Annotated in this window: 1 protein-coding gene; it reads right to left on the reverse strand. The window is 69.1% G+C overall.

Annotated features, from left to right (window positions below):
- Window positions 1-382 (reverse strand): Ig-like domain-containing protein (locus AC0L3P_RS40165; RefSeq protein WP_473309480.1); only part of this gene is annotated, 382 nt, incomplete at both ends.

The raw sequence follows: 382 nt of genomic DNA on the forward strand, positions 1-382 counted from the left end.
TCGGCGCCGCCGTGTCCAGGGTGAAGCTCAGCGAGGCCGAACCGGTGTTGCCGAAGCTGTCGGTCTGGCTTGCCACGATGGTGTGCGATCCATCCGCCAGCCCGCTCGGGAGGAACGACCACGCCCCTTGCGCATCGGTCGTCACCGTCGTCGCGATCGAGCTGCCGTCAATGGTGAAGTGGACCACCGTGTTGGCGAGCCCGGTGCCGCTCAGCGCCGGGTTGGCGGTGATGTGGTCGGTGGCCGAGCTGCCGGTGTCGGCGACCAGGGCCTCGGTCACTGTCGGGCCGGTGGTGCTGAGCGTGTAGACCACTGCGCTGCTGGTGGTGGTGTTGCCGGCCGCATCGCTCACCCGTGCCGTCAGCGAGTTCGGGCCGTTGCT

Source organism: Bradyrhizobium sp. WSM4874, assembly GCF_055811835.1.